This window comes from Nonomuraea sp. NPDC052265 (assembly GCF_044547985.1).
In the GTDB taxonomy this organism is placed as follows: Bacteria; Actinomycetota; Actinomycetes; order Streptosporangiales; family Streptosporangiaceae; genus Nonomuraea.
The window spans coordinates 37,710-58,521 of record NZ_JBIUBJ010000018.1 but is presented as its reverse complement, the minus strand read 5'-3'; the positions used below and the strand labels follow the sequence as shown (position 1 = coordinate 58,521).

At 74.0% G+C, this 20,812-nt stretch carries 20 protein-coding genes; 12 read left to right on the top strand and 8 right to left on the bottom strand.

Annotated features, from left to right (window positions below; all coding sequences use genetic code 11):
• Window positions 1–47: 47 nt before the first annotated feature.
• Window positions 48–752 (top strand): MerR family transcriptional regulator, encoded by a 705-nt coding sequence (locus ACIHAD_RS37235; protein WP_397359427.1) that lies wholly within the window; start codon window positions 48–50, stop codon window positions 750–752.
• A 6-nt stretch (window positions 753–758) separates the two neighbouring features.
• A complete protein-coding gene (locus ACIHAD_RS37230; RefSeq protein WP_397359426.1) occupies window positions 759–4,298 on the top strand; it encodes a protein kinase in 3,540 nt (1,179 codons plus the stop codon).
• A 13-nt stretch (window positions 4,299–4,311) separates the two neighbouring features.
• Here ACIHAD_RS37230 and ACIHAD_RS37225 read toward each other — a convergent pair whose 3' ends face one another.
• The 3 genes from ACIHAD_RS37225 to ACIHAD_RS37215 all read right to left on the bottom strand — a co-directional run bounded on the left by ACIHAD_RS37225 (window position 4,312) and on the right by ACIHAD_RS37215 (window position 7,391).
• Complete coding sequence (locus ACIHAD_RS37225) at window positions 4,312–6,078, bottom strand: SpoIIE family protein phosphatase (protein ID WP_397359425.1); 1,767 nt, start codon at window positions 6,076–6,078, stop codon at window positions 4,312–4,314.
• A 143-nt stretch (window positions 6,079–6,221) separates the two neighbouring features.
• Window positions 6,222–6,959 (bottom strand): DNA glycosylase AlkZ-like family protein, encoded by a 738-nt coding sequence (locus ACIHAD_RS37220; protein WP_397359424.1) that lies wholly within the window; start codon window positions 6,957–6,959, stop codon window positions 6,222–6,224.
• An 18-nt stretch (window positions 6,960–6,977) separates the two neighbouring features.
• On the bottom strand, window positions 6,978–7,391 hold the full coding sequence (locus ACIHAD_RS37215; RefSeq protein ID WP_397359423.1) for a VOC family protein: 414 nt from the start codon (window positions 7,389–7,391) through the stop codon (window positions 6,978–6,980).
• A 123-nt stretch (window positions 7,392–7,514) separates the two neighbouring features.
• Between ACIHAD_RS37215 and ACIHAD_RS37210 the strand changes: the two genes are divergently transcribed.
• Entirely contained in the window at window positions 7,515–8,489 is a 975-nt protein-coding gene (locus ACIHAD_RS37210; protein ID WP_397359422.1) for a helix-turn-helix transcriptional regulator, read from the top strand.
• Between the two features lie 8 nt (window positions 8,490–8,497).
• Here the strand turns inward: ACIHAD_RS37210 and ACIHAD_RS37205 are convergent, their stop codons facing one another.
• Together ACIHAD_RS37205 and ACIHAD_RS37200 are read right to left on the bottom strand one after the other, a co-directional pair.
• Window positions 8,498–9,487 (bottom strand): RNA polymerase sigma-70 factor, encoded by a 990-nt coding sequence (locus tag ACIHAD_RS37205; RefSeq protein WP_397359421.1) that lies wholly within the window; start codon window positions 9,485–9,487, stop codon window positions 8,498–8,500.
• 95 nt (window positions 9,488–9,582) lie between these two features.
• Entirely contained in the window at window positions 9,583–10,326 is a 744-nt protein-coding gene (locus tag ACIHAD_RS37200) for an SDR family NAD(P)-dependent oxidoreductase (RefSeq protein WP_397359420.1), read from the bottom strand.
• Window positions 10,327–10,861: 535 nt separating this feature from the next.
• On the opposite strand from ACIHAD_RS37200, the gene ACIHAD_RS37195 reads away from it, so the two are divergent.
• The gene (locus ACIHAD_RS37195; RefSeq protein WP_397359419.1) at window positions 10,862–12,124 is read left to right on the top strand and encodes a hypothetical protein; all 1,263 of its coding nucleotides are present in this window, start codon (window positions 10,862–10,864) and stop codon (window positions 12,122–12,124) included.
• A gap of 148 nt (window positions 12,125–12,272) precedes the next feature.
• Here ACIHAD_RS37195 and ACIHAD_RS37190 read toward each other — a convergent pair whose 3' ends face one another.
• Window positions 12,273–12,896: a TetR/AcrR family transcriptional regulator C-terminal domain-containing protein gene (locus ACIHAD_RS37190; RefSeq protein WP_397359418.1), complete on the bottom strand. Its 624-nt coding sequence runs from the start codon at window positions 12,894–12,896 to the stop codon at window positions 12,273–12,275.
• 96 nt (window positions 12,897–12,992) lie between these two features.
• Between ACIHAD_RS37190 and ACIHAD_RS37185 the strand changes: the two genes are divergently transcribed.
• The 4 genes from ACIHAD_RS37185 (at window position 12,993) to ACIHAD_RS37170 (ending at window position 14,964) form a co-directional block, all read left to right on the top strand.
• A complete protein-coding gene (locus ACIHAD_RS37185) occupies window positions 12,993–13,724 on the top strand; it encodes an alpha/beta fold hydrolase (protein WP_397359558.1) in 732 nt (243 codons plus the stop codon).
• Window positions 13,725–14,037: 313 nt separating this feature from the next.
• Window positions 14,038–14,169 (top strand): hypothetical protein, encoded by a 132-nt coding sequence (locus tag ACIHAD_RS37180; protein ID WP_397359417.1) that lies wholly within the window; start codon window positions 14,038–14,040, stop codon window positions 14,167–14,169.
• Window positions 14,170–14,175: 6 nt separating this feature from the next.
• Window positions 14,176–14,664, top strand: a complete 489-nt coding sequence (locus ACIHAD_RS37175) for a hypothetical protein (RefSeq protein ID WP_397359416.1) — start codon at window positions 14,176–14,178, stop codon at window positions 14,662–14,664.
• Window positions 14,665–14,772: 108 nt separating this feature from the next.
• On the top strand, window positions 14,773–14,964 hold the full coding sequence (locus ACIHAD_RS37170) for a hypothetical protein (RefSeq protein ID WP_397359415.1): 192 nt from the start codon (window positions 14,773–14,775) through the stop codon (window positions 14,962–14,964).
• A 21-nt stretch (window positions 14,965–14,985) separates the two neighbouring features.
• Here ACIHAD_RS37170 and ACIHAD_RS37165 read toward each other — a convergent pair whose 3' ends face one another.
• The gene (locus tag ACIHAD_RS37165; RefSeq protein WP_397359414.1) at window positions 14,986–16,131 is read right to left on the bottom strand and encodes an epoxide hydrolase family protein; all 1,146 of its coding nucleotides are present in this window, start codon (window positions 16,129–16,131) and stop codon (window positions 14,986–14,988) included.
• Between the two features lie 52 nt (window positions 16,132–16,183).
• On the opposite strand from ACIHAD_RS37165, the gene ACIHAD_RS37160 reads away from it, so the two are divergent.
• The 4 genes from ACIHAD_RS37160 (at window position 16,184) to ACIHAD_RS37145 (ending at window position 20,054) form a co-directional block, all read left to right on the top strand.
• Complete coding sequence (locus ACIHAD_RS37160; protein ID WP_397359412.1) at window positions 16,184–17,185, top strand: helix-turn-helix transcriptional regulator; 1,002 nt, start codon at window positions 16,184–16,186, stop codon at window positions 17,183–17,185.
• A gap of 107 nt (window positions 17,186–17,292) precedes the next feature.
• A complete protein-coding gene (gene trpB, locus ACIHAD_RS37155; RefSeq protein WP_397359411.1) occupies window positions 17,293–18,495 on the top strand; it encodes a tryptophan synthase subunit beta in 1,203 nt (400 codons plus the stop codon).
• A complete protein-coding gene (gene trpA, locus ACIHAD_RS37150; protein WP_397359410.1) occupies window positions 18,492–19,289 on the top strand; it encodes a tryptophan synthase subunit alpha in 798 nt (265 codons plus the stop codon). The genes trpB and trpA overlap by 4 nt, the downstream gene beginning before the upstream one ends.
• A 9-nt stretch (window positions 19,290–19,298) precedes the next feature.
• Window positions 19,299–20,054, top strand: coding sequence for a GntR family transcriptional regulator (locus ACIHAD_RS37145; protein WP_397359409.1), 756 nt, complete (start codon window positions 19,299–19,301; stop codon window positions 20,052–20,054).
• Between the two features lie 10 nt (window positions 20,055–20,064).
• Here ACIHAD_RS37145 and ACIHAD_RS37140 read toward each other — a convergent pair whose 3' ends face one another.
• The gene (locus ACIHAD_RS37140; RefSeq protein WP_397359408.1) at window positions 20,065–20,421 is read right to left on the bottom strand and encodes an STAS domain-containing protein; all 357 of its coding nucleotides are present in this window, start codon (window positions 20,419–20,421) and stop codon (window positions 20,065–20,067) included.
• Window positions 20,422–20,812 lie beyond the last annotated feature (391 nt).

The following is a 20,812-nucleotide window of genomic DNA, read 5'->3' as shown; positions in this document are numbered from 1 at the left end:
TAAGCTTCTGGCCGACCTACAGGCGGTTGGGAGGGCGTACCTTCAAGATGCGGCCCATCGATCTGGCGCGCGTGCACGGGCTGTCCACGCAGGCCGTGCGCAACTACGAGAATGCGGAGATCCTGCCGCCGTCCGAGCGTTCCCCGCACGGCTACCGCCTGTACACCCCGCGCCACGCGGCGGCGCTGCGGACGTTCCTGGCGTTGATCCCCGCCCACGGCCACGCGACCGCGACCGCGATCATGCGGGCCGTGAACGGCGGCGGCGTCGAGGAGGCGCTGCGCCTGATCGACGACGGCCACGCCCAGCTCGCCGACGACCGGCGCACGCTGGAGGCCGTCGAACACGCGCTGCGCGACCTGGCGCCGCCGCGCGAGCTGGAGCCGGGCGTCACGTTCATCGGCCCGCTGGCCCGCCGCCTGCGCATCAAGCCGGCGACGTTGCGCAAGTGGGAGCACGCCGGGCTGACCGTGCCCCGGCGCGACCCGCGCACCGGCTACCGCGTCTACACCTCCGCCGACGTCCGCGACGTGCTGCTGGCCCACCAGCTCCGGCGCGGCGGCTACGGCCTGGAGCAGATCCGGCAGGTGCTGGACCAGGTACGCGCGGCGGGCGGCCCCGAGCCTTTGCAGGCCACGCTCCGCGACTGGCACGACCGGCTCACGTCCAGGGGGCTGGCCATGCTCACCGCCGCCGCCGCGCTGGACTTCTACCTGCGCGAGGGGAACTTCGACACCGGACGGGACATCTAACACGCCGTGGAAGCGTCGAACGGCGGAGAACCGCAGCGCATTGGGCAGTACTGGCTGGCCGGACGGCTGGGATCCGGCGGTCAGGGCGTGGTGTACGACGCCTACGACCCCGAAGGCCGCCGGGTCGCGCTCAAGGTCCTGCACATGGCCGACAGCCCGGTCAGCCGCGAGCGCTTCGCCAAGGAGGCGGCGGCGGCCGGGCGGGTGGCGTCGTTCTGCACGGCGCGGGTGCTCGACTGCGACCTTTCGGGCAGCAGGCCGTACATCGTCAGCGAGTACGTGCCGGGCCCCAGCCTGCGCCGGGCGGTCGAGCAGGGACGCCGGTTCGCCGGGGACGACCTGCACCGGCTGGCCACGGCGATCGCCACCGCCCTGACCGCCGTGCACGACGCGGGCGTGATCCACCGGGACCTGAAGCCGGACAACGTGCTGCTCGGCACCGACGGCCCCCGCGTGATCGACTTCGGCGTCGCGCGTACCGTGGACATGTCGCTGACCAGGACCGGCGAGGTGGCCGGGACGCCCACGTACATGGCGCCCGAGGTGTTCACCGGGCAGCGGGCGGGCGCGCCCGCCGACGTCTTCGCCTGGGGCGCGATCATCGTGTTCGCCGCCACGGGCGCGGACCCGTTCCGCGCCGACAACCTCGGCGGGGTCATGCACCGGGTGTTGTCGTCCCAGCCCGACCTGAGCGGGCTGCCGCCCCGGCTGGCCTCGCTGGTCTCGGCCGCGCTGGAGAAGGACCCGGCGGCCCGTCCCACGGCCCGCGACCTGCTGCTCGCCCTGGTCAGCGGCAACAACGCCGACACCCGCGGGCTGCTGACGGCGGGCAGCCGCGCCGCCAGGGGCGTGCACGTGCCCGAGCAGGGCGACCCTGCGCTCGGCACGATCGCCGAGGACGCCTACGGCGCGCTCGCGCCCGAGGAGCGCGAGCTGGCCGCCGAGGTGTTCCTGCGCCTGGTGACGGTCACCGACGACGGGCACGAGGCCGTGCGCTGGGCGCTGAAGGAGGAGCTGCTCGCGGGCCGCTCCGAGCGGGAGACCCGGGCGATCGAGCACATCCTCCAGGTGTTCTCCTACCTGGTGACGCAGAAGGACGAGGCCGTGGCGCTGTCGCGTCCCGCGCTGCTGCGCGCCTGGCCGCGGCTGCGTGTCTGGGTGGACGGCGACCGCGACGGGCTCGCCATGCTCGGCCAGCTCAGCGACGCCGCCCGCCAGTGGGCCGGCAACGGCCACAAGGACGGCGACCTGCTCCAGGGCAGCCGCCTCGACCAGGCGCTGACCTGGGCCGCCACCGGCCGCAGGCACATCACGCTGACCCCGCTCGAACGTGACTTCCTGGCCGCCGGCACCGGCCTGGCCAGGCGGCGGGTGCGCCGCAGGCGGCTGACCACGGCGGCGCTGGCCGGGCTGCTGGTGGTGGCGCTGGCGGCGGGCGGCCTCGCCGTGCTGCGCGGCAGGCAGGTGACCGAACAGAGCCAACTGACGGAGGCGCAGCGCGACCAGGCGGTCGGGCGGCAGGCCGCCGCAGAGGCCGACCGGCTGCGGACGACCGACCCGGCCAAGGCGATGCTGCTCAGCGTGGCCGGCTGGCGGCTGGCCCCCGGCCCCGGCACCCGGCGGAGCCTGACGACCTCGCTGACGATGCCGGAGAGCGCGGTCTTCCGCGACCCCGGCGCCAAGGGCCGCTCCGCCACGGCGTCGGCGGCCGGCGGGCGGGTCCGGGCCATCGCCGGCGAGGACGGCGTGCGGGTCTACGACGTGCCCTCCGGGCGGCAGACCGCGTTCTGGCGGTGGCCGAAGGGTCTCGACGCGCTGCCGTCGGCGGCGGCGCTCAGCCCGAGCGGGCGCACGCTGGTGGTCGTCAGCAGGGACACGGCCTACGCCTGGGACACCATGACCGGCGCCAAGCTGCGCGAGCACCGCGTCGGCGAGGACAGCCCGAACGTGCACGTCACCTTCGACGGCAACGAGAACCTGGCCGCGGTGATGCGCGAGAGCACCCTGGAGTCCCTGTGGGACACCAGGACCGGCGCGTCCTACACCCCCGAGCTGGAGGCGGACGTGTCCCCGGCGATCGCGCCCTCCGGGGCGTACATCGCGGGCGTCGGGCCCAACCAGGGCGGGCTGAAGGTGATCCGCCTTCCCGGCCTCACCGTGGACACCCGCCTGCCCAAGGCGTGCGGGCCGGTGGTGGCGTTCACGCCGGACAGCAGGCGGCTGCTGTGCGCGAACGGCGACATCACGGCCTACGACCTGGCCACCGCCAGGAAGGTGCCCGACACCGACCGGCCGTTCTGGCAGGAGTCGGCCCTGGACGACACGCTGAACGGGCGGCTGCGGCTGAGCCCCGACGGGCGCCGGATGATCGCCGTCGAGGGCCGTACCCTGCACCTGCTCGACGCCGACGACGGCGACGAACTGGCCCTCTACCGGGCGGAGGGCGAGCCGGAGGACGTCTGGCTGGAGGCCGACGGTCACACCGTCCGCTATGTTCTCGACAACTCGACCATCACCGCCGATCTGACCTCCCGCCTTCCCGCGTCCCGGCTGCCGCAGGGCTACGAGATGGACGCGTTCAGCCAGGACGGCCGCCTGGCCGCCGCCACCAAGGACTCCGGACCGGTGCGCGTGTGGGACGGCCGCCGGCTCGGCGTCCCGATGGCCGGCAGCGCGGGCGTCGCCGGGCAGCTGTTCGACCCGGCGGCCGCGCGGCTGGCCGCCGACGGTGACGACTCCTCGACCGGCCTCTGGGACGTCGCCACCGGCCGCCGCCTGTGGCGGCACGCCGTGCCCCGGACGCAGAGCGTGGTGTCGAAGGCGTTCACCCCCGACGGCGGCCGGCTGGTGCTGTCGCTGAGGGAGCTGAGCGAGCGGGACGCCCGCAACGAACTCATCGTCCTGGACACCGGCACCGGCCGGGTGCTCGCCCGGCACCCCCTGAGCACCGGCACGGGCACCATCATGCCCACCCGCGCCGGCACGGCGGTCGTGACCAGCAGCGGCAAGATCTACGACCTGCGCACCGGCAAGGCCGTCAGCCCCGGCTTCAACCGGTCGGGCCCGGCGATCGCGCTCAGCCCCACCGCCCAGGTGCTCGCCCTCGGCTCGGCCACGGTAGAGCTGTGGGACGTCGCCAAGGGCGCCGAACTGCCGCCCGCGCTGCGCGTGGCCGCCCGGGCGGAGGTCGGGACCGTGCTGTTCAGCCACGACGGCTCCCTGCTCGCGCTGATCGTCAGGTCCATCGGGGAGACGTTCGACGACGTGTACACCGTCCAGGTCTGGGACGTCGGCTCGCGCGAGCGCATCGGCTCCTTCCCCATCGACATCCTCGACCAGCTCGCCTTCAGCGCCGACGACCAGACCCTGTACGTCTCGGGCAACTCCTCGGGGACGATCGTCCGGATCCCCGTCGGCGCCGAGTCCGTGGCCCGCCTGGTGTGCGAGCGCGCGGGCCGCACGATGAGCGAGGGGGAGTGGCGGCAGTACCTCAAGGACGTGCCCTACCGCGATGTGTGCCCCGGCGCGCGGCACGGACGGTCCTGACGCCCGCCGGCCGTCAGAGCGCGGGCGTGCCCCGCTCGCCGGCCGGCACGCCGCCGCGCATGGCGTCCGGGGCCGTGACCCTGGGCGGCACGCGCAGCGTCAGCATGGCCACGTCGTCGTCGTTGTCCTCGGGCCGTACGCGTTCCAGCAGCATGTCGCCGAGCGTGTGCAGCGGCCGGTGGGTGTGGGAGGCGGCGTACCGGCTCAGGCGGGCCAGCCCCTCGTCCAGGGAATGCCTGGGCGACTCGATCAGCCCGTCGGTGTAGAGCACGAGGGTGGACTCCGGCGGCAGCTCGGTGACGGCGTCGGTGCGCTCGCCGGGGATGCCGGTGCCCAGCAGCAGGCCCTGGGCGTCCTCCAGGAAGCGGGTCCGGCCGCCGCGCTCGACCAGCAGCGGCGGCGGATGGCCGGCGTTGCTCCAGCACAGCAGCCAGCGGCCGTCCTCGGTGTGCTCCAGCCGGGCCAGGACGACGGTGGCCATGGTGGCCTGCGCCATGCGCACCACCGCCCGGTCGAGCCGGTCGAGGATCGTGCTGGGCAGGTCCCGCTCGGCGCCGGCGTAGGCGCGCAGCATGTTGCAGACCTGGGCCATCCCGGCGGCGGCCTCCAGGTCGTGGCCCACCACGTCGCCGATCACCAGGGCGGTGGCGCCGTCGGGCATGGTGAAGGCGTCGTACCAGTCGCCGCCGACCTGCGAGGCGCGGGGGGCGGGCACGTAGAGGGCGCTCATCTCCAGGCCGGGCACCGACGGCAGCCGCGGCAGCAGGTGGCGCTGCATGGTCTCGGCGACCCGGCGCTGCCGCTCGTACAGGCGGGCGTTGTCCAGGGCGAGGCCGGCGCGGCGGGCGATGTCCTCCACCAGCAGCAGGTCGGCGGTGGTGAACGCGCCGGACCGCTCGGCGCGGCCCAGGGTGAGCGCCCCGACCACCTCCCGCACGCCGCGGATGGGCGCGATGCCCGCCGAGTGCATGCCGGTCCTGTGGAACAGCTCCTGCTGGAAGACGGCGATGCCGGAGTCGGGCGCCCCCTGGTACGTCTCCGGCCCGGCCAGCGTCGCGGTGACCCCCCGCAACGCCCGCGACAGCGGCATCGGCGACTCCTGCAGCACGGCGGGCATCGGCCCCTCCAGGTCCTCGTGGTGCACCAGGACGCCGTCCTCGTGGTGGACGACGGCGGCGCGCGTCACGCCGCCGTGCTCGGTGAGCAGGTCCACCACCACCCAGTCCGCGAGCAGCGGCACCACCAGGCGGACGAGCTGGCGCAGCGTCTCGTCCACGTCGAGGCTGGAGGTGAGCGTCGTGGTGGTCTCCGCCAGCAGGGCCAGCCGGTCGAGCTCGGACATCGACGTCTCGTGCATCGGCTCCCTGGCGTGCGCGCCGGGCTCCTCGGCGTCGTGGAAGAGCACCAGCGCCCCGGTCGTGCCGTCGCCGAGCTCGCACGGGGTGACCAGCCAGGAGGCCGGCAGCAGGGAGCCGTCGCCGCGCTCCAGCCATTCCCGCTCGCCCTGGGAGGTTCCGCCGGTGATGAGGGGGCGCCGCATCGCGCAGCGGCTGCGCGGCAGCGTCTCGCCGCGCGGGCCGCGGTGGAGCAGGTCGTGGGCGTCACCGCCGAGAAGTTCAGCGGTGGGCCGGCGCAGCAGCGCCTCGGTGTGCGGGGAGACCTCGACGATCCGGCCCCCGTCGTCCACGACGTACGCGCCCACGTGGGTCAGGTCGCACAGTTGGCGGGGACGCTCGTCCTGCGGCTGGTGCGGCCCGGCGTCATGTTCGGGCACGTTCATGTGTCGGCTCCTCTCGTCCTCACCTCCTACCCGCCGGCCTGTTCGTCACCAGTGCCCCTGCGGTCCTGACAGTATGGCCGACCCTGTGGGTATCTCATCAGCCTTGTCCGCAGGTGGGGTGCTCGGGCCGGCGGGCGGCCGGTTCAGGACGGGACGAGCCGCGTGCGGTCGCTGCCGCCGTCGGACAGGAACGACGCCAGTGCCCCTCCCTCCTCGGCCACGGCGGCGCGCTCGGCCGGGGAGAGGCCGCGCAGAGGGGTGACGAGGACGGTGTCGTCCTCGACGGTCCAGGTGGCCGAGACCCGGCCGTCGACCAGGACCACCCGGGCGCCGGCGACCGACAGGCCGCGGTGGGCGTCGTCGATGATCCGGCCGCGGTCGTCGTAGCCGAGGATCGCGTTGTCGAACGCCGGCAGGAACCGCACCGGGGCGGGCGTGCCGGGGTCGGGGCGCGGCGCGCCGGGCAGGTCCAGCAGCTCCCGGCCACGCTCGTCCCGGAAGGCGGCCAGCTCCTCGCGTACCGCGGCCACGGCCGCCGGCAGGCCCGCCAGGCCGGACCAGGCGCGCAGGTCGGCCGTGGCGGCGGGGCCGTAGGCCGCCAGGTAGCGCCGTACGAGAGCCTGGCCCACGGGATCGGAGCCGTCAGCGGACGGCGGGTCGACCTCGCGGCCCAGCCAGGACGACAGCGGGAGGTTGCGCACGCCCGCCCTCGCCCGCCACAGCCCGCGCGGCGGGAGCCCGGTGAAGGGCTCCTGCGGCTCCTGCGCCTGAAGGCCGCACAGGTGCGCGACGGCGTCGAGGACCGGCAGGCCGGCGCGGTCGAGCGGCAACTGCCGGGCCAGCGTGGCCCGGTTGAGCGCCCTGGTGCTCAGAACGGTCATCTCTCCGCCACCTGTGTTTCAGGACGCGCCGTGCTCGACGATCCAGGTCACCCCGAACCGGTCCTTCACCATGCCGTGCAGCGGCACCCACTGCGCCGGCCCGAGGGGCCGCACGACGGTCGCGCCCTCGCCGAGCCCGTCCCAGTACGCGGTGGCCTCCTCGGCCGTGCCCGCGCCGAGCGAGACGAAGAACGCGTTCTCCCCCTGGTCCCAGGGCAGGTGGGCGGGCACGTCGTAGGCCATCACGCGGAAGCCGCCGGGCGCGGCCACCTGGCCCCACATCACCCGGTCGGCGTCGGCGGGGTCCTGGACGTTCCCGGCGTCCTTGTAGGTGACGACGGTGACGTCCCCGCCGAACACGGACCGGTAGAACGCGAGCGCCGCGGCGGCCTCGCCCCGGAAGTTCAGGTGGATCACAACATTGACGGACATATGGCAGTCTCCTTGCCGCTTGGGCTCATGGTCGCCGGGAGCCGTCCGGCTCCCGCTCGCGGTGCCCATGCTGGCAAGGGAAGCGGTCAGGTTGTGGCCTCTTCTTGCGGCACCATGGAGAACATGCAGAAGACCTCGGCACGCCTGCTGGCCCTGCTCTCACTGCTCCAGATGCGCCGCGACTGGCCGGGCGCGCTGCTCGCCGAGCGGCTGGAGGTCAGCCCGCGCACCGTACGCCGCGACGTCGACCGCCTGCGCGACCTCGGCTACCCCATCGCGGCGATCAAGGGCCCCGACGGCGGCTACCGGCTCGACGCCGGGAGCGAGCTGCCGCCGTTGTTGTTCGACGACGAGCAGGCCGTCGCGCTGGCCATCGCGCTCCAGATCGCCACCACCGCCGGGGCCGGCATCGAGGAGGCCGCGGCGCGGGCACTGGCCACCGTCCGGCAGGTCATGCCCGCACGGCTGCGCCACCGGATCGACACCCTTCAGGTCACCGCCGTCGAGCGGGCAGGCCCACGGCCGGAGCCGCAGGTCGGCAGCGGGGTGCTCATCGCGCTCAGCGCCGCCGTCCATGCCCGTGAGGTGCTGCGCTTCGACTACCCGTCGGAGGCGGACGACGGCGGCCCGCTCCGGCCGCCGCGGCGGGTGGAGCCCCACCACCTCGTCACCTGGGGCGGCCGCTGGTATCTCGTGGCGTGGGACCTCGACCGCGCGGACTGGCGCACCTTCCGCGCCGACCGCGTCAGCCCGCGCACCCCCACCGGGCCGCGCTTCACCCCGCGCGAGCTGCCCGGAGGAGAGGTGGCCGCCTTCGTGACCGCGCGCTTCCGGGGCTCGGACGAGGCGGGCGCCTGGCCCTGCCGCGGCGAGGTGATCCTCACCCTGCCCGCGACGGTCGTGTCCCGGTACGTCCGGGACGGGGTCGTCGAGGAGGCGGGACCGGACCGCTGCCGGCTCGTCATGGGGTCGTGGTCGTGGCTGGGGCTGGCGGCCACGCTCGGCAGGTTCGACGCCGACATCGAGGTCGTCGGCCCCGCCGAGCTGAAGGACGCCTTCGCCCGCCTGGCCCGCCGCTGCACCGCCGCCGCCTCCTGAGCGAGGGCCTACCGCCGCGGGAGGCGGGCGATGTCGGAGACCGGGCCGAGGTGGGCGAGTTTGTCGGGATTGACCACCGAGTGGATCGCCTGGACGACGCCGTCGGCCACGTCGAGCTCGACCACGCCCGCCACGCGCCCCTCGGCGTCGTACATGACCGCGCCCGGGCGGCCGTTGACCCAGGCGGTCCGCGCCGAGACGCCGAGCGCCCGGACCCTGCGCAGCCCCGCGACCAGCATCTTGACGACGCGCGACGCCCCGGCCGCCGGTCGGGCCATCGCCTGCGCCTTGCCGCCGCCGTCCCCGTGCAGGACCACGTCGGGCGCGAGCATGCCGAGCAGCGCGTCCAGGTCGCCGCCGTCGGCCGCGTCGAAGAACCTGCGGGCGAGCTCCTCGCCCTCCGCCCGCCGCGCCAAGGGCCGGGCGCCGTCGCGCGACTGCCTGCCGGCGGCGATGCGCTGCCTGGCGCGGGTGAGGATCTGCCGGCAGTTCACCTCGGTCTTGCCGGTAATCCTCGCGACGTCCTGGTAGCCGTACCCGAACACCTCGCGCAGCATGAGCACCGCCCGCTCCACCGGCGAGAGGGATTCCAGCAGCACGAGGAACGCCATCGACAGCGAGTCGGCCAGCTCGGCGTGTTCGGCCGGTCCCGGCTCGCCGGTGTGCGCGACGACCGGCTCGGGCAACCATTCGCCCACGTACGTCTCCCGTCGCACCCGCGCCGAGCGCAGGTGGTCGATGCCCAGCCGCGTCACCGCGGTCGTCAGGTACGCCTTCGGATCGGTGATCCCGGTGCCCGCCCTGCGCGCCCGGGTCATGCCGAGGAACGCGTCCTGCACGATGTCCTCGGCGTCGCCCACGGATCCGGTCATCCCGTAGGCGATGGAGAACAGCAGCGGCCGGTAGCCGGTCACGTCCGGTTCGCCCGTCGTGGGCGGGGGCGGGGACGTGGGCGTGGGCGGGGGCTGCGCCTCGTCGGCTGACGTACCGCGGCTCATCGTCTCGGCCTTCTCGTTCGGGGATGCTTCCGTACGGTAGTCGTACGGCTGGACCCCCTCGCGACGAGGTGGGCGGGTCCGGTGACGCACGCGGGTCACCAGGCGATCGGGCCGAGGCGGTCGACGAAGACGCCGGTCGGGCCGTCGGGGCCGGCCGTCGCGAGCTCGACGATCGAGTCCGTGCCCTCGGTGACGGTGAGCCGGCCGGTGTGGTGGTTCATGTCGGTGGCGGCGAACGTGTGGTTGGCGGTCTCGCCTGGGGTGACGGCGTTGAACCTGATGTGGGGGAGCGCCTGGGCGTACCGGACGGTGATCATGTTGAGGGCCGCCTTGGAGGAGCTGTAGGCGAGCTCGTGCATCGTCGAGACGGGCTGATCGGGGTCCGTGACGACGGCGAAGGAGCCGGCGGCGCTGGACACCATCACCACCCGCGGGTGCTCGGCGGCCTGGAGCAGGGGCAGGAAGGCGTGGGTGACCCTGATCGGGCCGTAGACGTTGGTGTCGTAGACCGCGTGGATCTCGTCGGCCGTGGCGTCCACGGGCGGGACGACGTTGCCCGGCGCGCCGGCGTTGTTGATCAGCACGTCCAGGTGGCCGGTGTGCTCCCGGACGAGCCGTGAGGCCTCGGTCACCGACGCGTCGGAGGTCACGTCCAGGGGGACCATGATCACGTCGGTGCCGGCGTCGGCCAGCCGGGCGGCGGCTGCCTTGCCGCGGCCTTCGTCGCGGGAGCCGAGGAAGATCGTCCAGCCGAGGGCGCCGAGGCGGCGGGCGGCTTCCAGGCCGAGCCCCTTGTTGGCTCCGGTGATCAGGGCGGAGGTGCGTACCGTGTTCGTCATGCGCTCTAAGACGGAACGCCTTCTGCGCCTGTGACGCTTTGTGACCGACCTCACATCCGGCCCGACCGTGAAGCGGTTCTTGCGTCGCCGACCTGTGCCGGGGGGAAGGCACGGCTCGGCACGCCGTGAGGGACCGTGGACGCCGCCCCCGACGACGGTTCCCGACGGCCACGTCCGCGCCGGACACGACGGTGGGAGCTGCGCCCGACGACAGACCCCGACGGCCACGTCCGTGACGGTGGACGCGTACGGGCTCCCGGTGCTGCCGAGGCACGCCGGCGATCGGCGGGGGCGAGGTGGGCGACGACACGCCGGAGACGCCGCACGCCCGGCTGCTCGGACGGAGGCGGCACGGCCGGGTCGGCGCCCGGCGGCAGACGCCCCATCGCCGAACGCCGCCAGGGCGTTGACCTGCGGCGCCGGAGTCCGGTCCTTCGCGCACGTCATACGGGCGTGCCTTCGCCTTGTCGTCCCCCGCTCACGGTCAAATTCTGTATTTGAATTTCCAGAAATTAGAAAATGTTAGGGTGTCGCCGTGACTGCGGAGGTCGGCGTGGTGACGCCTTGCAAGCATTGTGGAGCTCCCATCGAGCAGCGGCCGGGCAGAGGGCGGCCCAAGTCGTACTGTCCGGAGAAGGGATGCCAGGCGGCGGCCAAGCGGGAGCGGGAGCTGCGGCGGGCGACCCCGGGGCTGGAAGGCGCGCTGGCCAGGGCCGAGCAGCTGTACGACCGGATGGAGAGCGGCCTCGTCGCGGCCATCGAGCCGCTGGCCAAGGCCCTGGCCGACGAGCTCAGCCCGGCCGGGGTCGAGGCCAAGATCAGCGCCGTCCAGGCCGAGGCGCACACGCGTGTCGCGATCGCCCGCACCGAACGTGAACAGGCCTTCGAGCAGATTCGCCTCGCCCGTGAGGCCACCGAGCACGCCCGCCGTCAGACCGCCGAGATGCGCGCACGGCTGGAGGAGGCCGAGAACGAGCGCGAGACCGCGCTCCAGGACGCCGAACGCGCCCGCGAGCAGGCTCTCGCCGCGTTGCGCGAGGCGGCCAGCACCGAACGGCAGGCGTTGCAGACCGCCGAGAAGGCGATCCGGCGGGCCGAGCAGGCCGAACGGCGGGTGAAGGAGACCTCGCGTCAGGCGGAGCTGACCGAGCAGACCAGGGATCAGGTCGTTCAGGAGCTGGCCGAACAGGTGGAGGCGGCCGAGGAGCGGGCCGAGGAGGCGCGGGCGCAGGCCGTACAGGCGGGGCTGGAGGCCGACCGGGCATGGGAGGAGAGAGATCGCGCCCGGGAGGAGACGGCGGCGGCCGGGCGGGCGCGCGAGCTGGCCGAGCGTGCGGTGATCGCGGCCAGGGCCCGGGAGGAGGCGGCGGCGCAGGAGCGGGAGCGGGCCGTGGCGCGGGCCGAACGCGCCGAACGCGCCGCCGCCGAGGCCGAACGGGACCGGGCGGTCGCGCAGCGGGAGGCCGCCCGGTCCGCGACCGAGGCGGGCGACCTGGCACAGAAGCTGGCGGCGGCCGCGGAGGACGCCGCCGCGGCGCTGGCCAAGGAGCACAAACAGCACGCGCGGGAGAAGGCGCGGGCCGCGGCGGCGGTCAAGGAACGCGATCAGCTGCTGGGGGAGTTGCGGTTGGAGCGTATGCGGCTGGCGGACGTACGGGCCGAGCTGGAGGCGGCACGCGCGGAGGCCGCCCGGCTCCGGGAGCGAGCGGTCGCCGCCGAACTGCAGGCCCAGGGGCCGGTCCGGCACGGCGAGCTCGCATCCGATCATGCGTCGGGAGCCGGGGATCCCACGAGGTAGGCCCGGGTTCGATGGCGGCAGCGACTCGCTCGTGGCGCGTCGGGGGGGCTGAAGGGAACGATACGGCTCCTCGTCGGTGCCGGCGTCGGGCCCGTGCCGGTGCAGACCGCGTGCACATGGCGGCAGGCGGCAGCGCGTCGGCCGCCTCTCAGGTTCCGGTGCCGGGGGACAGCGCGGCGGACGTCCCGTCGATGAGGGCCCGCAGGCCGTGTTCGAAGGCCGCCTCGCCGACCGGCCCCCCGCCCTCGCGCAGGGCGGCCAGCAGCGTGGGCGGCACGCTGTCCAGGGATCCCGGCGACGACGACGCCGCCTGCTCCTGGAGGACGAATCCGTTCACGTAGTAGGTCACGGTGGCGATCGTGTGCAGGGCCAGTGCCGGTGTGAAGCCGCGTTCGACCATGGCCGTCAGCTCCTGCTCGAACAGGGCCACGGTCTCGGGACTCATCGACCGGGCGTGGGCGACCACGCGTGCGCCGTCGCGCCGGGCCAGCAGCGTGGTGCGGTAGGCCCGGGCGCGGCGCAGGAGCCAGTCCTGCCAGGGCTCGTCGTCACGCGGCGGCCCCATCCCCGGAGCCCGGCAGATCGCGTCGGCCATCCCGTCGAGCAGTTCCTGCTTGGTGCGGATGTGCCAGTACAGCGCGGGGGACTGAACGCCGAGTTCCGCGGCGAGCCGGCGCACCGTGAGCCCTTCCAGCCCCACCTCGTCGAGCAGGCGAAGTGCGGTGTCGATCAGCATGTGCTTGGTCAGGCCGGGCCTCTTGTCGACGGGCATGGGAGTAGCTTAGCGTTGCTAAGTGACGTCCTTAGCAATGCTAAATGAGGAGACGCGGTGCGTGTTCACGACGAGGGGCAGGGGCCGCCGATCGTGATGGTCCATCCAGGGCTGTCCGACGGAAGGCGATGCGGGAAAGTGGCTGCGCTCCTGTCCGGCCGTTACCGGGTGCTGCGACCGGACCGCCTGCAGTACCGGCCGGATCGCGGCGCGGCCGTCCAGGTGGAGCAGGAGGTCGAAGACCTGCTGGCGCTCGTACGGTCCGCCGGAGGGCCGGTGGTCCTCTACGGTCACTCCTCCGGCGGGGTGGTCGCGCTGGAGGCCCTGGTGGCGTCGCCGTCCTCGTTCGCCGGCGCCGTGATCTTCGAGCCGTCGGCGGTGATCGGGCCGCCGCTGTCGGGGGAGGGCGGCGAGGTGCTTCGGCGGGCTCGCGCGGCGATGGCGTCGGGCAGGCCGGGCAGGGCGCTGACCGTCTTCATCCGGGACACCGTCGGCCTGCCGGGCCGGCAGGCCTGGCTCGCCGGCGCGATCACCGCTCTCGTCCCGCGCTACCGCCGTCTCATCCCCAGGCAGCTCGACGACCTGGAGGCGATGGACCGGCTGGGTGTACGCCTCGACGCCTACGCCGCGATCGAGGTTCCCACGGTCCTGCTCGGCGGCGAGCGCAGCCCGGCGCACCTGGCCGAGCGGCTGGACGCCGTCCAGCGCGTGATGCCGCGCGCCGAGCGGGTGGTGCTGGCCGGATGTGACCACGGAGCCGACCTGAAGAAGCCGGCCGAGGTGGCGCGCGTCATCCGGGAGCTGGCCGAGAAGGTGCTCCCCGGCTGAAGCCCTCCGAAGCCGCGCCCCCGCCCCCGCGCCAGAGCCAGAGCCAGAGCCACCGTGCCGCCACCACCACCGCCGCCGCCGCGCCTCCCGATCGCCTGACGTCGCCGCGTGTCCGCCCGCCTCACTGGCCACGGCCGGTTCCGCCGGGTTCGGGCCGGTTGATCCGCTGCGGTGTCAGGCGGGATCGGGCCTATGGGTTGACTGCGGTGACGATCCTGACGTTCCATTCCGGATGGCCCCCGTATCTGAGTAGGGGCTACTCATGCGCCGGGGATCTTGGGTGTTCACACTCTGTGGGAACGGAGATGGATCAATGCGGCACCGGCTCGACCCCGCGCCCAACGCCGGCGACGGCACCCGCACGTTGCTGGTCGGCCAGGTGCCCGTCGGCGGCCACAGAGCCACGTACCACGTCCTGTCCCACGCGCAGAAACGACTGAGGTGATCGACGGTGACTGCCCCGCGTGCCGAGCTGTCCACGCCGCCCGCCCCCGGCGACGACCTGGCGCCGGTGATCGAGCTCTACAAGATCGCGGTGGAGATGGCCGATCGGGTCTCGGCCCGGCATACCCTGGCCAACGCCTTCTTCCTGTCCATCCAGAGCACGCTGCTGTCGGTCTCGGCGCTGTCGCTGTTCACCGGCGCGCGATCGTTACCGGTCTCGGCGGTGTTCGCGCTGGTCGGGGTGGTGCTGTCGGGCACGTGGTGGGTGCAGTTGCGCAGCTACCGCGATCTCAACCGGGCCAAGTTCGCCGTCATCAACGAGATCGAGCTGAAGCTTCCCGTGCGGCCGTTCGGGAGCGAGTGGCAGACGCTGCTGGCCAGCCGTACGGGGCCGTGGCGGGGACGCTACGCCGACCTGGGCAGCACCGAACGGATCGTGCCCGGCCTGTTCGTGATGCTGCATCTGCTGCTGCTGGCGGGCAGACTCTTGGCATGAGCTATCTGGACGCGGACGCGCGCCTGATCCGGAGCCTGCTGCCGGCCGAGGCCACGCCGCCGGACGACGCCGCCGGACGACGCCGCCGGGCTGTTCGTCCTGTACGCGGTGCTGCTGCGGGCCAAGGACGAGGCGGTGAGCGCCGAGGACGTCCACGATGCCTGGTCGGCGTGGACGAGCACGCGCGATCCCGGCCACCCGGCGCTCGTCCCCTTCGCCGACCTGCCACCCTCGACCCGGGCGGCCGACGAGCCGTACGCCGTGGCCATCCGGACGGCCGCCTCCCAGCTCCGACGGTGACACCGGCCGCCGCCCCCGAGGTCAGCGCAGGGGGCGGAAGAAGGTCCTGACGTCCTCGACGAGCAGGTCGGGAGCCTCCATCGCGGCGAAGTGGCCGCCTCGGTCGAACTGCGACCAGTGCACGACGTTGTGCTCACGCTCGGCGATCCGCCGCACCCCGGCGTCCCCCGGGAAGACGGCGACGCCGTGCGGCAGCCCGGAGTACTCGGCCACCGCGCCCCAGCCCTTCTGCCCCTCCTTGTAGAGGCGGGCGGCCGAGGCTGCGGTCCGGGTGAACCAGTAGATGCTCACGTCGGTGAGCATCTGGTCGAGGTCCACCGCGTCCTCGGGCAGCTCGCGGCCGGGGTCGGTCCACTCCTTGAACTTCTCCACGATCCACGCCAGTTGCGCGGCGGGGGAATCGTGCAGGCCGAACGCGAGGGTCTGCGGCCGGGTCGCCTGGAGGATCGCGTAACCGGCCCGGTCCTGGTCCTGGTACTGGCCCAGACGGGCCAGTTCGGCGGGGGTGAGCCCCTGGAACTCGGCCGGGTCGCCGGTCGGGAAGCCGAGCGCGCCGTTGACGTGCACGCCGACGACGTTCCCGGGCGCGGCGCGGCCGAGCATCGGCGAGATCACCGAGCCGCTGTCGCCGCCCTGCGCGCCGTATCGGTGGTAGCCGAGGCGGTCCATCAGCACCGCCCACGCCCGCGCGACCCGCTCCAGGTCCCAGCCGGTCTCGGTGGTGGGACCGGAGAAGCCGAACCCGGGGATCGACGGGGCGACGACGTGGAAGGCGTCGGACGGGTCGCCGCCGTGCGCCGCGGGGTCGGTGAGCGGGCCGATGACGTCCATGAACTCGGCGACCGAGCCCGGCCAGCCGTGCGTGACGATCAACGGCAGCGCGTCGGGCTCGGGCGAGCGGACGTGCAGGAAGTGCACGTTCTGGCCGTCGACGCGGGTGGTGAACTGGTCGAAGGCGTTCAGCCGCTCCTCGGCGGCCCGCCAGTCGTACGTGGTGCGCCAGTACTCGGCCAGCTTCCTCGCATAACCGACCGGGACGCCGTAGGACCAGCCCACGCCGGGCAGTTCGTCCGGCCAGCGGGTCGCCGCCAGGCGGTCGTGCAGGTCGTCGAGCAGGGCTTGCGGGATATCGATGCGGAACGGGTGAAGGCGCAGGTCGTCGTTCATGTCCCTCACGGTAGGGGCGGGTTAGGACAGCTCCGGTCCTAGGATGGACGCCATGCTGGAGACGTCGGCGCGGTTGCTGCGGTTGTTGTCGCTGTTGCAGACCCCCAGGGAGTGGCCGGGCGGCGAGCTGGCCGAACGGCTCGGCGTCTCGCACCGTACGGTCCGCCGCGACGTCGACCGGCTGCGCGAGCTCGGCTACGTCGTGCAGGCCACCCCGGGCACGGCCGGCTACCGGCTCGGCGCCGGGGCCGGGCTCCCGCCGCTGCTGCTCGACGACGACGAGGCGGTCGCGGTCGCCATCGGGCTCGGCACGGCGGCGGTCTCCGGCGTGACGGGGATCCAGGAGACCTCGGTGCGCGCGCTGTCCAAGCTCGAACAGGTCCTTCCGGCCCGGCTCCGGAGCCGCGTCGGTGACCTGCGTTCGGTCACGGTGCCGCTGGCGGGGTCGGCGGAGGCCGTGGACCCGGCCGTGCTCACGGCGATCGCCGCGGCGGTCCGCCACCGGGAGAGCCTGCGGTTCGACTACCGCTCCCACGGCGGCGTGCGGGATCGCCGTGCCGCGGAGCCCTACCGGCTGGTCAACTCTGGCCGCCGCTGGTATCTGGTGGCCTGGGACAGCGGCCGGGACGACTGGCGCACGTTCCGCGTCGACCGGATGCGCCTGCACACCCCGAACGGGCCGCGCTTCACGCCCCGCGAGCCGCCCGGCGCCGACCTCGTCCGTTACGTCTCCGAGCGGATCTCCGTCGATCCCTACCGCTACCGGGGGCGGTTCACGGTGCACGCCCCGGCCGACGTCGTCGCGGCGCGGATGCCGCCGACCATGGCGGTGGTCGAGCCGGCCGGCGACGGCTCGTGCGTCCTGTCCGCCGGGTCGAACTCGCTGGACGAGCTGGCGATGTGGGTGGCGCAGCTCGGCGTCCCGTTCGAGGTGCACGAACCGGCCGAACTCGTCGCGCACGTCCGCGCCCTCGGCGCCCGCCTCCTCGGCGCCGTGCCGGCGGACGCCTCCGCCGGCCACGGCGTGCCGTCCGCGGACGAGCCGGAAGGCTGACCGAGCCAGACCAGGCACCCGCGCCCTGGGGTGGCGCGGCGCACCTCACGCATGCCACACTCACTGTTATAGAACTCTTCCAAGAGTTATAGAACGAGGTGAGTGAGATGCCAAATCTGTCACCATGGCGTGACCCCGTCCCGGCGGCCGGGTTGATGGGCCAGCCCGGGGCCCGGGGCCGGTTCGGCGAGTACGGCGGCCGGTACGCGCCGGAGTCCCTGGTGGAGGCGTGCCGCGAGGTGGACGAGGCGTTCCGGGAGGCGTGGGCGGATCCGGGCTTCCGCGGCGAGCTGGCGGAACTGCTCGCCCTGCACGCCGGACGGCCGACCCCGCTGACCCCGGCCCGCCGGCTGTCGCAGGAGCTGGGCGTGCGCCTCTGTCTCAAGCGCGAGGACCTCACCCACACCGGCTCCCACAAGATCAACAACGTGCTGGGCCAGGCCCTGCTCGCCCGGCGGATGGGGCGGCGCAGGCTCATCGCCGAGACGGGGGCGGGCCAGCACGGCGTGGCCACCGCGACCGCCGCCGCGCTGCTCGGGCTGGAGGCCACCGTCTTCATGGGCGAGCGCGACATCGAGCGCCAGGGCCTGAACGTCTTCCGCATGCGCATGTTGGGCGCCGAGGTGGTCCCGGTCACCACCGGCAGCCGTACGCTCAAGGACGCCACCAGCGAGGCCATGCGGCACTGGGTGGGCGTCACCGGCGACACCCACTACTGCGTCGGCTCGGTCATCGGGCCAGACCCCTATCCGTGGATGGTCAGGGAGTTCCAGCGGGTCATCGGCGACGAGGCCCGCGCGCAGTTCGCCGCCGCACTGCGGACCGGCGTGCCCGATCACGTCGTCGCGTGCGTGGGCGGCGGCTCCAACGCGGCCGGCACGTTCGCCGGCTTCGCCGACACCCCCGCGCGCTTCGTCGGCGTCGAGGCGGAGGGCGGCGCCGGAGCGACCCGCGGCAGCCTCGGCGTCCTGCACGGCTGCCGCTCGCTGTTCCTCCAGGACGGCGACGGGCAGATCGTCGAGGCGCACTCCATCGCCGCCGGGCTCGACTACCCGGGGGTCGGCCCGGAGCACGCCCACCTGCGCGAGCTGGGCCGGGCCCGGTACGTCTCGGTGACCGACGAGGAGGCCGTCGCCGCGGCGCTGCGGCTGGCGCGCACCGAGGGCATCGTCCCGGCGCTCGAATCGGCGCACGCCCTGGCCTGGGTGATCCGCGCGGCCGGCGGCGAGCTGCCCGCCGGATCGACCGTCCTGATGACGCTGTCCGGCCGGGGCGACAAGGACATCTCCACCCTGAAGGAGCTGCTGTGACGGACATCCTGACCACCGGCGCGGTCGAACGCCACCTGCGTGCCCGCCGCGACACCGGCCGCGCCCTGCTCATGCCGTACGTCACCGGGGGCATCACGCCCGGCTGGACGGAGTACCTGCGGGCGTTCGCCGCGGCCGGGGCGGACGCCGTCGAGGTCGGCCTGCCCTTCTCCGACCCCACGCTCGACGGCGTCACCGTCCAGCAGGCGAGCGAGGCGGCGCTGGCGCGGGGTGCGAGCACCCGCCGGATCCTCGCCGACCTGGCCGAGGTCCGGGACCTGGGCGTGCCGCTGGTCGCCAGCACCTACTACAACCTGGTGCTGCACGACGGTCCCGAGGCGTTCTGCGCGGCGCTGCGCCGGGCCGGCGTCGACGGCCTGATCGTGCCCGACCTGCCGGTGCACGAGGCCGACGAGCTGGCCGACGTGGCCGCCGCCGCCGGGGTCGACCTGGTCCTGCTGGCCTCCCCGGCCACGCCGGAGCCGAGGCTGGCCGAGATCGCGCGCCGCAGCCGCGGATTCGTCTACGCGGTGTCGCTGATGGGCACCACCGGCGAGCGGGCCACCCTGGCCGCCTCGGCGGCGGAGCTCACCGCGCGGCTCAGACGCAGCACCGACCGGCCGATCTTGCTAGGATTTGGCATTTCCACGCCTGACCAGGCGCGGGAGGCCGGCCGGCACGCCGACGGAGTGGTGGTCGGCGCCGCGGTCATGCGGCGGGTGCTCGACGGAGCGGGGCCGGACGACCTGCGGGCCTTCCTCGCGACCCTGCGGAGGGCCCTCGACCAGGAGTGACGCACCACGATGACCTCCGATGCCGGGCACGAGGCGAGATACCGCGCCATCGCCGCCGACCTCGCCGCGAAGATCCGGTCGGGCCATTACGCCCCCGGCCAGGCGCTTCCACCGCAACGGGAGCTGAGCGCCTCCTACGGGGTCACTCTCATGACGCTGCGCCAGGCGTTGCGCGAGCTCAGCGACGAGCGGCTGATCGTGCAACGGCCCGGCAAGGGCACGTACGTGGCTCCGCCGCACCTGGCCTACCAGCTCGGCTCGCTCCGCAGCCTGGCCGACGACCTGCGGGAACAGGGTCATGACGTGCGGACCGTGGTGGCCGGGCGGGCGATGCGCCGGGCCCCCGACCGGATCGCCGCGGAGCTGCGGCTGCCTCCGGGCGAGACGGCCCTGCGGCTGGAGCGGGTCCGGGAGTTCGCCGGGCGTCCCGCCGTGCACCAGGTGTCCTGGGTGCGCCGGCCGGTGGCCGACCGGATCCGCGACCGCGACTTCACCGCCGTCTCCCTCTACGCGGCGCTCGCCGACGTGGGGGTGGCGGTCGCGCGGGCGTCGGAGGTGGTCCGGCCCGGCCTGCTCGATCCGGCCGCCGCGCGCCGCCTGCACGAGGCCGAGGGCAGCGCCGTGCTGGTCAGCACCCGGATCACCTACCTGCCGGACGGCGTCCCGGTCGTGTCCGACCATGCCACCATCCTGGGCACCATGATGGAGATCCGTACCGAACGCGCCGCCACCGGCCTGTCGCTCACCTGGCGGGCGACCAGCTAGCGCCTTCGCCTCACTGCAGCGCGGCGATGGCCTTGTCGGTGTTCTCGTGGAAGGAGAGCAGGCGGGTCAGTCCCATGATCTTGAACGCGTGCTCGATGTCGGGGCTGAGCCCGGCCAGCGTCAGGCGGGCGCCCGCGTCCTGAGCCCGCTGGTGCGCGCTGACCAGCACGGAGATGCCGGTGGAGTCGCAGAACCGCAACCCCGACATCTCGATCACCAGGCCGTCGCCCGGCGCGAGGCCGAGCTCGTCCAGGGCCTCGCGCAGGCGGGGGGACGTGTGGTGGTCGAGGTCGCCGGCCACCGCCAGGATGCGGATGCGCGCGGAATGCGGCCGGGAGGTGATGGTCAGACCGTGGTCGTGCTGCACTGGGGCTCCTCAGGAGAGACGCCCGTCGAGCGGGCGGGGACGGACAGGGCGAGCACCGCGGTGTCGTCCGCCACGCCGACGTGCCGTGAGCGGCCACGCGGCTGACCCCCTCGTCGTCGGCGAACGTCACGGTGGCGATGGGCGCGTGGAACATCCGCGCCGCCGGCGAGGCCACCCGGTCCAGCGTCGCCCGGCCCGGTACGGCGAGGAGTTCGTGCCGCTGGAGGGCCGCCGGGCGGTACATGTGGTCGGCGGTGCTGACGTCCGGCTCCTTCCGCTCGCTCCGCCGGCACGCGCGCCGAGCAGGGGCGGAGGCCCGACCCCCGGAGTGATTTGCCCTATTCTACCTACGGTCGAGGTGATACCTGACCTGCCGGTCCTCTGCATCGAA

Coding starts and splice junctions, on each gene's coding strand:
- ACIHAD_RS37235 (WP_397359427.1), top strand. CDS start 48: ATGCGGCCCATCGATCTGGCGCGCGTGCACGGGCTGTCCACGCAGGCC.
- ACIHAD_RS37225 (WP_397359425.1), bottom strand. CDS start 6,078: ATGAACGTGCCCGAACATGACGCCGGGCCGCACCAGCCGCAGGACGAG.
- ACIHAD_RS37220 (WP_397359424.1), bottom strand. CDS start 6,959: ATGACCGTTCTGAGCACCAGGGCGCTCAACCGGGCCACGCTGGCCCGG.
- ACIHAD_RS37215 (WP_397359423.1), bottom strand. CDS start 7,391: ATGTCCGTCAATGTTGTGATCCACCTGAACTTCCGGGGCGAGGCCGCC.
- ACIHAD_RS37210 (WP_397359422.1), top strand. CDS start 7,515: ATGCAGAAGACCTCGGCACGCCTGCTGGCCCTGCTCTCACTGCTCCAG.
- ACIHAD_RS37205 (WP_397359421.1), bottom strand. CDS start 9,487: ATGAGCCGCGGTACGTCAGCCGACGAGGCGCAGCCCCCGCCCACGCCC.
- ACIHAD_RS37200 (WP_397359420.1), bottom strand. CDS start 10,326: ATGACGAACACGGTACGCACCTCCGCCCTGATCACCGGAGCCAACAAG.
- ACIHAD_RS37190 (WP_397359418.1), bottom strand. CDS start 12,896: ATGCCCGTCGACAAGAGGCCCGGCCTGACCAAGCACATGCTGATCGAC.
- ACIHAD_RS37185 (WP_397359558.1), top strand. CDS start 12,993: ATGGTCCATCCAGGGCTGTCCGACGGAAGGCGATGCGGGAAAGTGGCT.
- ACIHAD_RS37180 (WP_397359417.1), top strand. CDS start 14,038: ATGCGGCACCGGCTCGACCCCGCGCCCAACGCCGGCGACGGCACCCGC.
- ACIHAD_RS37165 (WP_397359414.1), bottom strand. CDS start 16,131: ATGAACGACGACCTGCGCCTTCACCCGTTCCGCATCGATATCCCGCAA.
- ACIHAD_RS37160 (WP_397359412.1), top strand. CDS start 16,184: ATGCTGGAGACGTCGGCGCGGTTGCTGCGGTTGTTGTCGCTGTTGCAG.
- trpB (WP_397359411.1), top strand. CDS start 17,293: ATGCCAAATCTGTCACCATGGCGTGACCCCGTCCCGGCGGCCGGGTTG.
- ACIHAD_RS37145 (WP_397359409.1), top strand. CDS start 19,299: ATGACCTCCGATGCCGGGCACGAGGCGAGATACCGCGCCATCGCCGCC.